At 61.8% G+C, this 11,274-nt stretch carries 10 protein-coding genes; 1 reads left to right on the top strand and 9 read right to left on the bottom strand.

The genetic code is table 11. The features are described from left to right. The first annotated feature begins 157 nt into the window (after nt 1-157). Nucleotides 158-661, top strand: coding sequence for a hypothetical protein (locus ACLIRY_RS11740; RefSeq protein ID WP_413205576.1), 504 nt, complete (start codon nt 158-160; stop codon nt 659-661). Between the two features lie 309 nt (nt 662-970). On the opposite strand, the gene glpK is transcribed toward ACLIRY_RS11740, so the two are convergent. The 9 genes from glpK to ACLIRY_RS11695 all read right to left on the bottom strand — a co-directional run bounded on the left by glpK (nt 971) and on the right by ACLIRY_RS11695 (nt 11,245). Then, the gene (gene glpK, locus ACLIRY_RS11735; protein WP_413205575.1) at nt 971-2,461 is read right to left on the bottom strand and encodes a glycerol kinase GlpK; all 1,491 of its coding nucleotides are present in this window, start codon (nt 2,459-2,461) and stop codon (nt 971-973) included. Between the two features lie 98 nt (nt 2,462-2,559). Then, nucleotides 2,560-4,257 (bottom strand): ABC transporter substrate-binding protein, encoded by a 1,698-nt coding sequence (locus ACLIRY_RS11730; RefSeq protein WP_413205770.1) that lies wholly within the window; start codon nt 4,255-4,257, stop codon nt 2,560-2,562. 159 nt (nt 4,258-4,416) lie between these two features. Next, a complete protein-coding gene (locus ACLIRY_RS11725) occupies nt 4,417-4,695 on the bottom strand; it encodes a DUF2160 domain-containing protein (protein ID WP_413205574.1) in 279 nt (92 codons plus the stop codon). A gap of 22 nt (nt 4,696-4,717) precedes the next feature. Continuing rightward, on the bottom strand, nt 4,718-5,596 hold the full coding sequence (locus ACLIRY_RS11720; protein ID WP_413205573.1) for a carbohydrate ABC transporter permease: 879 nt from the start codon (nt 5,594-5,596) through the stop codon (nt 4,718-4,720). Nucleotides 5,597-5,695: 99 nt separating this feature from the next. Beyond that, nucleotides 5,696-6,589 carry a carbohydrate ABC transporter permease gene (locus ACLIRY_RS11715; protein WP_413205572.1) on the bottom strand — a complete coding sequence of 298 codons (894 nt, stop codon included), beginning with the start codon at nt 6,587-6,589 and terminating at the stop codon, nt 5,696-5,698. 2 nt (nt 6,590-6,591) lie between these two features. Continuing rightward, nucleotides 6,592-7,674: an ABC transporter ATP-binding protein gene (locus tag ACLIRY_RS11710; RefSeq protein WP_413205571.1), complete on the bottom strand. Its 1,083-nt coding sequence runs from the start codon at nt 7,672-7,674 to the stop codon at nt 6,592-6,594. A 20-nt stretch (nt 7,675-7,694) separates the two neighbouring features. Continuing rightward, entirely contained in the window at nt 7,695-8,786 is a 1,092-nt protein-coding gene (locus ACLIRY_RS11705; RefSeq protein ID WP_413205570.1) for an ABC transporter ATP-binding protein, read from the bottom strand. Between the two features lie 121 nt (nt 8,787-8,907). After that, nucleotides 8,908-10,461: a glycerol-3-phosphate dehydrogenase gene (gene glpD / locus ACLIRY_RS11700; RefSeq protein ID WP_413205569.1), complete on the bottom strand. Its 1,554-nt coding sequence runs from the start codon at nt 10,459-10,461 to the stop codon at nt 8,908-8,910. Then, nucleotides 10,454-11,245, bottom strand: coding sequence for a DeoR/GlpR family DNA-binding transcription regulator (locus ACLIRY_RS11695; RefSeq protein WP_413205568.1), 792 nt, complete (start codon nt 11,243-11,245; stop codon nt 10,454-10,456). Before ACLIRY_RS11695 ends, glpD begins: the two co-directional genes overlap by 8 nt. Nucleotides 11,246-11,274: the final 29 nt, after the last annotated feature.

Genomic DNA, 11,274 nt, shown 5'->3' with positions numbered 1-11,274 from the left:
CAAAGGTATTGGTCTAGGTCGTGACCGGAGCAGAAAAGCCATATTCCCGGAGACAGGGATGGCGAGGGAAGGCGAAAGTCGTCCACCGCTCCACGAATTTCCAAAGGCGGAGATCGGGCATGGCTCGGGTCTTCTTACATCGGGAGGATGTTTTCGCATGGTGACCCATCGCGCGAAAGGGAAAGGGGATCGTTGGATCCGGGGATTAGGTAAGGCCCTCGTGGGTTTGTCTCTGTTGGGATTCGCCGCGCCTTCCTTCGCCTGCAATCCGGACAAGGGCGTCCAGGCATTGAACGTGCGCACCCTGCAAAGCCATTTGATGGTGGCGGGCCTGTCCTGTGGTCAGTCGGCCGAATACAATCAGTTCGTTGGGCATTACCAAAAGGAACTGATCAACCACGGCAAAACTCTGAAAGCCTATTTCAATCGGAATTATGGCGGGGCCGGGCGGCGTGAGTTGAACGCCTATGTGACGCGCATGGCCAATGAGGCCTCACGCAGTTCCATGGTCAACCGTCGGGCCTTCTGTGATGAAAGCCGGGCCGTCTTCCAGACCCTGGGAACCCAGGAAAAAATTACCTTGGTGTCCTATATTCTGGAGGCCGCCCCCTTCGCCATTCGTCCTGAGGGTTGCCCCACCCGCACCGCCCAAAGGCCTTAAGACAAGAGCGGTTTAAGGTCGCTGAAACGCCGTACTCTGTCTGATTCACACCTCAGGACACGACAGTGTTTCGTCTTTTTTGGGCGAGTGCCCAAGCCCATTTGGGGGCGATGCCCCCAAACCCCCATTTTTCTACTATAAATAACAGCCTGGGGTCTGGGGCCTTTCGGCCAGTAAATGCTGGGGGTCTGGGGCCTTTCGGCCAGTAAATGCTGGGGCTCTGGGGCCTTTCGGCCCCAGTGGCGGACGGGGCAAAGCCCCGTGACGGAAGAGTACTGACTGTCGTGTACCGTGGATTTACAAATCAGGCTAATTGATGGCGCTCGACACCCGTTTAACCGCGCGCGCCCAGCCTGCCAGCTTGCGTTCCCGGTCCACCGCAGCAAGGCGCGGCTGGAAGAGCCGGTCGCGACGCCATTTGTTGGACAGACTGTCCAACCCCTCGAAGAGCCCCACCGTCAGTCCTGCCAAATAGGCCGCGCCCAGGGCTGTGGTTTCGATGACCTCGGGGCGCTCCACATCAACGCTGGTCACATCTGCTAAAAACTGACAGATCCAATCATTGACCACCATACCACCGTCCACCCGCAGGGAGAGAAGCGGGGTTCCGCTATCGGCGGCCATGGCGTCGAGGAGATCCCGGGTTTGATATCCCTGGGCCTCCAGAGCGGCGCGCACGATCTGCTCCAGCGAGGTATCCCGGGTCAGGCCGATGATGGCACCCCGCGCCGCGGGATCCCAATGGGGGGCGCCCAGGCCCGTGAAGGCGGGCACCATGTAGCATCCCCCCGTATCGGACACGGACCGGGCCAACTGTTCGGTTTCATTGGCCGAGGCAATCAGCCGCAAGCCATCCCGTAGCCATTGCACGGCCGCTCCGGCGACGAAAATGGATCCTTCCAGGGCGTAGCTGGTTCGGCCCTCCAGGCGGTAGGCGATGGTGGTCAGCAAGCGGTTCCGGCTGAGCCGGGGGGTCTCGCCGATGTTCATGAGGGCGAAGGCCCCGGTCCCATAGGTGGACTTCACCATGCCCGGCTCGAAACAGGCTTGTCCGATCACCGCCGCCTGCTGATCCCCGGCCACACCGGTAATGGGGATGCTGCTTCCGAAGAGGGCCGGATCCGTTTCGCCGAACCGGGCGGCGCTATCGAGAACCTCGGGCAGAATCGCTGCGGGGATATTGAACAGGGCCAGAAGGTCCTCGTCCCAGCGGTTCCGGTGGATATCGAACAGCTGTGTCCGCGAGGCGTTGGTGGCGTCCGTCACATGGACAGCGCCGTTGGTCAGCTTGAAGATGAGCCAGGAATCAACGGTTCCGAAGGCCAGATCCCCGGCGTCAGCGCGTTTTCGGATGTCCGGACCGGCGTTATCCAATAGCCAGGACAGCTTGGTGGAGGAGAAATAGGGGTCGATCAGCAACCCCGTGCGGTCGCGGATCAGGGCTTCGTGGTTTCCGGCGACCAGCTCCCGGCATTGGGCGGTTCCCCGCCGGTCCTGCCAGACGATGGCGTTATGGACGGGCTCTCCCGTTGCCCGGTCCCACAGCACCGCCGTTTCGCGTTGGTTGGTGATGCCGATGGCGGCGATGTCCTTTCCCGTCAATCCAGCCGAGGTGATGGCCTCCCGGCAGGTGGACAGGGTGTCGTGCCAGATGTCCATGGCATCGTGCTCGACCCAGCCGTCCTGGGGAAAGTGCTGGGGCAGTTCTTTCTGGGCGGAGGCAACCGCGTGGCCCTGGTCATTGAAAATGATGGCTCGCGAACTGGTGGTACCCTGATCGATGGCGAGGATATGGGGCATGGGACGTGCCTTTTCAGTTCAGTCGTGTCCCGGGCGGGACGCATGAAATGGGACCGGAGAAGGTGTCTCCGGTCCCAAAAATCGACAGGTCGAGTGGGCTACTTAACGTTGCCGTCCTTCCAGCTCTTGACCAGTTCGTCATAGTCCACGGTGATGCCCTGGGGCTTCTCGTTGGCGAGCTTGGGCTTGGGCGCACCCGGCTGGTCGAACCAGTATTGGGCGTCCCTGGGCTCGTTGAGCTTGGGACCGCAATCCCCTTGGATACCAGCGCGTTCGATGCGCTCCATCACATTGTCCTGCTGCTCGGCGAGGCTGTCCATGGCTTCCTGGGGCGTCTTGTCACCGGTCACGGCGTCGGCCACGTTCTGCCACCACAGTTGGGCGAGCTTGGGATAGTCGGGGACGTTGGTGCCGGTCGGCGTCCACTGCACCCGGGCCGGGCTTCGGTAGAATTCCACCAGACCACCCAGCATGGGCGCCCGCTCGGTAAAGGACGGATCCCGGATGTCGCTGTCGCGGATGGGCGTCAGGCCCACATGGGTCTTTTTGAGCGACACGGTTTTGGAAACCACGAACTGGGCGTAGAGCCAAGCGGCCTTGCGGCGTTCCACCGGAGTGGACTTCATCAGGGTCCAGGACCCGGTGTCCTGATAGCCGAGTTTCATGCCCTCTTCCCAATAGGGGCCATGGGGGGAGGGGGCCATCCGCCATTTGGGAGTGCCGTCGTCATTGACCACCGGGGTCCCTTTCTTGGCCATGTCGGCGGTGAAGGCGGTATACCAGAAGATTTGCTGGGCCACGTTGCCCTGGGCGGGAACGGGACCGGCTTCGGAGAAGGTCATGCCAGCGGCCTCGGGCGGCGCATAGGCCTTCAGCCAGTCAATGTATTTGGTCAGTGCGTAGACGGCCGCCGGGCCATTGGTGGCGCCACCCCGGGTGACCGAGGAGCCGACCGGACGGCAGCCTTCCACACGGATGCCCCATTCGTCGACGGGCAGGCCGTTGGGAATGCCCTTGTCCCCCTCGCCGGCCATGGACAGCCAAGCGTCGGTGAAGCGCCAGCCAAGGGAGGGATCTTTCTTCCCATAATCCATGTGGCCGTAGATGGGCTTGCCGTCGATTTCCTTGATGTCGTTGGTGAAGAAATCCGCGATATCCTGATAGGCGGACCAGTTCACCGGCACGCCCAGGTCATAGCCGTATTTGGCCTTGAACTTGGCTTTGATATCCGGGTCGGTGAACAGGTCGTAGCGGAACCAATACAGATTGGCGAATTGCTGGTCCGGCAATTGGTAGAGTTTGCCATCCGGACCGGTGGTGAAGCTCAACCCCATGAAGTCGTCGAGGTCGAGCATGGGGTCGGTGACGTCCTTGCCCTCGCCCGCCATCCAGTCGGAGAGCGGCACCACCTGCTGATAGCGGAAGTGGGTACCGATCAGGTCGGAGTCATTGATGTAGGCGTCATAGATGTTGCGGCCCGATTGCATTTGGGTCTGCAACTTCTCGATGACATCGCCTTCGCCGATCAGGTCGTGGGTGATTTTGATGCCGGTGATTTCGGAGAAGGCTTTGGCCAGGGTCTTGGATTCGTATTCATGGGTGGTGAGGGTTTCCGACACCACGTTGATTTCCATGCCCTTGAAGGGTTCGGCGGCCTTGATGAACCACTCCATTTCCTTCTTCTGGTCGTCCTTGGAGAGCGTCGAGGGTTGGAACTCGTCGTTGATCCATTTCTCGGCTGCCGCCATGTCGGCCCAAGCTGGGCTCGCCATGGCGAGAACCGCAGCCGAAGCCATGGCCATGAGAGCTGATTTATTCACGTTAATCCTCCCAATTCTTCCGCGCGCTACTTGGGTTTTCCGGCCGCGCGCGCTTTGTCGGCCGGGTCCGGGCCTGTCAGGGAAAGGGGGATACCGGCTTTCCTGAAGAGATAGGCCCCATTGAAAGAGGGGTCGTTACGCCCAGCGAAAAACGCAGGCGGCGTAGACGAGGGAAATGATGGAGGCCACCCAAAGGGGTGACCCGACCAGGCCCAACCAGGCCAAGTGGATGAAGGCACTTCCCAGAAGGGAAATGAACAACCGGTCTCCCCGCGTGGTCTTCAATCCCAGCACACCCACCCGGGCCACCGTGGGACAGCGGATTTCCAGCACGGTCATGGTGATCAGGGTTGCGGCAATGGCGATGAAGAACAGGGCGGTCGGCCAGGTCCAGGCCATCCAGTCGAGAGTCATGGTGCCGTTTCCTTCCGTTCGATCAGACGCGGCCCAGGGCGAAGCCCTTGGCGATGTGGTTGCGCACGAAGTAGATGACCAAGGCCCCGGGAATGATGGTCAGGATCCCCGCCGCAGCCAGCACGCCCCAGTCCAGGCCCGAAGCGGAGACCGTGCGGGTCATGGTGGCGGAAATGGGCTTGGCATCGACACTGGTCAGGGTGCGGGCCAGCAGCAGCTCCACCCAGGAGAACATGAAGCAGAAGAAGGCGGCGACACCGATACCCGGGGCAATCAAGGGCATGAAGATCCGCGTGAAAAAGCGCGGGAAGGAGTAGCCATCGATATAGGCGGTCTCGTCAATCTCCCGCGGTACGCCGCCCATGAAGCCTTCCAGGATCCACACGGCCAGGGGCACGTTGAACAGGCAATGGGCCAGGGCCACGGCCAGCGGCGTGTCAAACAGACCGATGGAGGAATAGAGCTGGAAGAAGGGCAGGGCGAAGACGGCGGGCGGGGCCATGCGGTTGGTCAGCAGCCAGAAGAACAGATGCTTGTCGCCCATGAACCGGTAGCGGGAGAAGGCATAGGCCGCAGGCAGGGCCACCGTCACGGAGATCAGCGTGTTCAGCACCACGTAAATGGTGGAATTCACATAGCCCATGTACCAGGCGGGATCGGTCAGGATTACCGCGAAATTGGCGAAGGTCGGATTGTCCGGAAACAGGTTGAAGGTGGACAGGATTTCCTGGTTGGTCTTCAACGCCATGGTCAGCAGCCAGTAAATGGGCAGCAGCAGGAAGACCAGATAGGCGACGATCACCAGGGCCTTGACCGGAAATCCCCGGCCTCGGGTGCGAAGTGTGGTCTCGGATGGGGTGCCCGTTGCGGCCCCCGTTGCGGGCGTGGTGTTGGTGGACATGGTCCGTTTCCCTTGGTTCCCTGGTACACAGTTCGGCCTGCGCGGTTTATCCGCGTCGTTCGGTATGGTGGCGGCGGTCGACGGAAAGGGGGGGAGGGCTTACTCCCCACCGCCGGTCTTTACATGCGTCTGCCCCTCGTCCTGTTTGGTCATGACCGTGTAGAACACCCAGGACATCAACAAAATGATCAGGAAGTAGATGAGCGACATGGCCGCCGCAGGACCCAGGTCGAACTGACCAATGGCCATTTTCACCAGATCAATCGACAGGAAGGTGGTCGAATTGCCCGGCCCACCTCCGGTCACGACGAAGGGCTCGGTATAGATCATGAAGCTGTCCATGAAGCGCAGCAGCACGGCGATCAACAGGACCCGGTCCATCTTGGGCAATTGGATATGGCGGAACACACTCCAGCGGGAGGCACCATCGATGCGTGCGGCCTGATAAAAGGCGTCGGGGATCGACTGGAGCCCGGCGTAGCACAGCAGGGCCACCAACGAGGTCCAATGCCAGACGTCCATGACCACCACCGTGATCCAGGCCGACAGGGGATCCTGGGTATAGTTGTAGTCGATCCCAAGGTTGTAGAGGACATGCCCCAACAGACCAATATCCACCCGCCCAAAGATCTGCCAGATGGTCCCCACCACGTTCCAGGGGATGAGCAAGGGCAGGGCCATCAGCACCAGACAGATTGGCACCCAGATGCCCTTGCGCGGCATGCAGAGGGCGACGGCGATACCCAAGGGAACTTCAATGGCCAGGATCAGGGCGGAGAACAGGATTTGGCGGATCAAGGCCTCGCCAAAGCGCTCGGAATGGAGCAGCTTTTCAAACCAATCGGTGCCCGCCCAGAAGAACTGGTTGTTTCCAAACGTATCCTGGAAGGCATAGTTCACCACCGTCATCAGCGGCAGAAGGGCACTGAAGGCGACCAACAGAAAAACCGGAAGGACCAGGAACCAGGCCTTATTGTTCAGGGGTTTATCCATGATCACAGGCTCCCTTCCACCAGATGGTCATTCACATAAAGATTGATCCGGCCCGGATCGATGGACAGGTGGGCGCGGTCCCCATCGAAGGCGGCGCTTTCCGGCGCCACCACCGCCATGGGGTGGCCCTCCAGGGTCACCCGGGCGATCTTGTAGCGGCCCACGTCCTCCATGGCCTGGATGGTCACCGGAACCCCGGTTCCGTCGGAGGCCAAACTCAGAAACTCGGGCCGAACGCCCAGTTCCACCTTGGCTCCGGCGGCGGGTGGGGCGTAGCCGCGGCCCAGGTCGAGGGCCAGACCGCCGACATGGGCGGTGCTGCCCTCCACTTGGCAGGGCAGGACGTTCATACCCGGAGAGCCAATGAAATAGCCGACAAAGGTGTGGGCCGGACGTTCGAACAGCTCTTCCGGCGTGCCCACCTGAACCACCTCACCGTCGTACATCACCACCACCTTGTCGGCGAAGGTCAGGGCTTCGGTCTGGTCATGGGTGACGTAGACCATGGTGAAGTCATAGCGGCGGTGAAGGTCCTTGAGCTGGCGCCGCAACACCCACTTCATGTGGGGGTCGATCACCGTGAGCGGCTCGTCGAACAGGATCGCCGCCGTGTCCTGGCGCACGAGACCGCGACCCAGGGAGATCTTTTGCTTGGCATCCGCTGTCAGGCCCCGCGCCTTGTGGTCGAGTTCTGCGGTCATGTGCAGGGCCTCGGCGATCTCGGCCACACGGGTTTTGATCTCGGCTTCGGGCACACCGCGATTGCGCAGGGGGAATTCCAGGTTCTGGCGGACGGTCATGGTGTCGTAGATCACCGGGAACTGGAAGACCTGGGCAATGTTGCGGTCTTCGGTGATGACCTGGGTCATATCCCGGCCATCAAAGAGCACCTGCCCCTGGGAGGGGACAAGCAGGCCGGACATGATGTTCAACAGGGTGGTCTTGCCGCAGCCCGAGGGTCCGAGCAGGGCGTAGGCCCCTCCGTCTTCCCAGGACAGGGTCATTTCCTTCAGGGCGTAATCGGCGCGGCGCGTCGGATTGCGAAAATAGGAGTGGGCGAGGTCGACAAGGTCGATGCGGGCCATGGCGGTCTATCCCTTCCGTTTCAAGCGGCTTCGGCGTGGTCGGGGACCACCACGAGTTGGTCCTGGGCGTCGAAAACGAAGCACCGGTCGGTGTTCACATGGACCGTCACCTCGGAGCCCGGCGCGGCTTGGGTCACGCCATGGCTCAGGGACACCCATTTCTGTCCCAGGACGTCCAGGTGGATGAAGCTCTCCGACCCGGTGATTTCCGCGACGGAGACCTGACCCCGGGCACTCAACACCCGGGATTCGGTCTGCGACGGGGTCAAGCCCAGCAGATGGGGGCGGAAGGCCAGGGTATAGGCGCCGTCCGGCAGGTTCGCCAAAGTCGCGCCAACGGGAACGGCGGTTCCGTCCGATGTTTGCACAGAGGGTCCCCGTTTGGTCACCGGCAGGCTGTTGAGCGGAGGGTCGGAGAAGGCCCGGGCCGTGCGCAGGTCCACGGGGCGGCGATAGACTTCCAGGGTGGGCCCGAACTGGGTGATGCGCCCCTCGTGCAGGGTCGCCGTATTGCCGCCCAGCAGCAGCGCTTCCTCCGGCTCGGTGGTGGCATAGACCAGGATGGCGCCGGAGGCGGCAAAGATGCGCGGCAGTTCAACCCGCAATTCCTCGCGCAGCTTGTAGTCCAAGTTGGCAAGCGGTTCGTCCAAGAGAACCAGATCCGCCTGTTTGACCAGGGCTCGGGCCAGGGCACAGCGTTGCTGCTGGCCGCCGGACAGGTGGAGGGGGGTGCGCTCCAGCATGGGGGCGAGGCGCAAGAGTTCCGCCGCTTCGCGGACGCGGCGGTCGATCTCCTCGCGGGGTAACCGGGCCACCCGCAGGGGCGAGGCGATGTTCTCGTACACGGTCAGTGTCGGATAATTGATGAACTGCTGGTAGACCATGGCGACGTCACGGTCGCGCACGCCGACGCCGGTCACATCCCGGTCGTCGATCAGAACCCGCCCGGAGGTGGGCGCGTCGAGGCCCGCCATGATCCGCATCAGGCTGGTCTTTCCCGATAGCGTGGGGCCGAGCAGGTTGTTGAGGGTTCCCCGCTCCAAAGACAGCGAAACGCCGCTCAGGTGGTCCTCCCCGCCAACACGCTTGCCGACGTTCTCAAGAGTCAGCATGAGACATTTCCTTGTGTTCCCTATTCCGTTCCAACCTCTGGATATTCAGAGGCGTATCCGACCCGCCGGTTGTCCAACGTTGTATCGGTCTGCGTTTTTGTTAGTGTCCGTAGCGGTCCGGTCAGGCCGCGCTATGGGCGATCCGGGGGGCGTTGTCTTTCATCCAGTCATCCAAATCGGCGATTTCGGCTTGGCTCATCCGCAGGCCCAGCTTGGTCCGACGCCAGACCACGTCTTCGGCGCGGCGGGCGAATTCCCGGCGAACCAAGTAGTTGACCTCCCGCTCGGTGAGCCCAGACCCGAAGGACCGGCCCATGTCTGCCGCGCTCCGCGCATCCCCCAACAATTCCCTTGCCCGGGTGCCGTACAGGCGGGTGAAGCGGCGGGCCTGGGACTCCTCTAGGAAGCGGTAGGACCAGCGCAATTGCGCCTCCAGGGCCGTCCGCCCATCCACGGGAAAGTTCCCTCCGGGCAGGGCCCGTCCTGCCGTCCAGGGGGCTCCCATATTGGGGAGGGTGGGGCGGATCTTCTCCAGGGCGGCTTCGGTCAGTTTGCGATATGTGGTAATTTTGCCACCGAAGACGGACAGCAGCAGGGGCGTTTCCCGGCCATCGCCATCGGTGGACAGCACATAGTCCCGGGTGGCCTGTTGGGCGCTGCTGGCCCCGTCGTCGTGCAGGGGCCGCACGCCCGAATAGCTCCACCGCAGGCTTTCGCGTGGTATCGGCGCCTTGAAATATCCACTGGCTGCGGCGAGCAAGTAATCGATCTCGTCGTCGGTGATCGCCACCGCAGCGGGATCCCCCTTGTAATCGACATCGGTGGTCCCGATGAGGGTGAAATCCTCCTCATAGGGAATGGCGAAGATGATCCGACCATCGGCATTCTGGAAAATGTAGCAGCGGTCGTGCTCAAACATGCGATCGACCACGATGTGACTGCCCTTGACCAGACGGATCCGCTCGCCGGAATTGGACCGGACAACGCCCGTCAATACCTCCTGGACCCAGGGTCCGGCGGCATTCACCAGAACACGGGCGCGCGCGGTTTCGCGCTCACCGCTTTCGTTTTCCAGGGTCACGGTCCAAGCCCCGTTCTCGCGGACGGCGGAGACACATTTGGTCCGCACCCGGATGTCGGCGCCCCGCTCCAAGGCATCCAGGGCGTTGAGGGACACCAGACGGCTGTCCTCTACCCAGCAATCCGAATATTCGAAGCCCTTGGTGAAGCGGGGATCGAGGGGCGCCCCCCTGGCATCGTTGGTCAGCGAAAGGATCTCGGTTCCGGGGAGGATCTTGCGACCGCCCAGGTGGTCATAAAGGAACAGGCCGAGCCTTAGGAACCAAAAGGGACGCAAGCCTTCATGGTGGGGCAGAACAAAGCGGAGGGGATGGATGATATGGGGCGCAGCCTGCAGCAGAACCTCCCGCTCCTTGAGGGCCTCGCGAACCAGCCGGAACTCGTAGTATTCCAGATAACGCAACCCTCCATGGATCAGCTTGGTGCTGGCGGAGCTGGTGCCTCCTGCGATATCGCCTTGCTCGCACAACAGGACGGAGAGACCCCGTCCGGCAGCATCCCGGGCAATGCCGCAACCATTGACACCACCACCAATGATCGCGATGTCGCGCATCTCGCCGGTCCCGGCTTCTCTTTTCGCCATGGTCTCAGTCATCTTTCCGCTCGCTTTCCTCTGGTCCCGTCTCATGGATGACGGTCCCGGCTTCCCGACAGAGGGTTCGGATCGCGTCGGAGGGCACGCTATCCGTGATAAAAACGTCCATCTGCGACAAATGGGCGACGCGAACGGGGGCGCGTCTTTCGAATTTTGAGGAATCCGAAACCAAAATGGTCCGCCGCGCGTTCGCCATAATCGCCTGGGTAATGCGGACCTCGCGATAATCGTAGTCCAGCAGAGAGCCATCCCCGTCGATGGCGCTGGCCCCAATCACTGCTGTGTCCACCTTGAACTGGTTGATCATATCCAAGGCGGCCTCGCCGACGATCCCGCCATCGGACTTCCGCAAGACCCCGCCCAGGATCACAACCTCGACGGCGGGAGCTGCCTGCAAGGTATTGGCCACGTTAATATTGTTGGTAATTGCGAGCAGATCGACCCGGCCCACCAACGCCCGGGCCACCGCTTCTGTCGTGGTGCCCAGATTGATGAAAAGCGAGCTGTTATCGGGAATCAGTTCGGCCGCAGCCAGACCGATCCGCTCCTTCGCCTCAGAGGCAACCAGCCGTCGCGCTTCGTAGCCAACATTGGCTGCACCCGTTCGCAGAAGTGCACCCCCGTGGGTGCGCGTCAGATCCTGGTTTTCGCAGAGCTCGTTCAAGTCCTTTCGGATAGTCTGTGGCGAAACAGAAAACCGCGCCGACAAATCCTCGACCATCACCCGCCCATGTTCCCGGGCTAGGGACAGAATTAGTTGTTTTCTGGGCGGCGTTGGGGACATTCGGAAGCTCTCTTCGGCGCGATAGGAAC

This window comes from Rhodospirillum sp. A1_3_36 (genome assembly GCF_047263945.1).
Lineage (GTDB): Bacteria > Pseudomonadota > Alphaproteobacteria > Rhodospirillales > Rhodospirillaceae > Rhodospirillum.
This window is presented reverse-complemented; position numbering and strand designations above follow the sequence as displayed.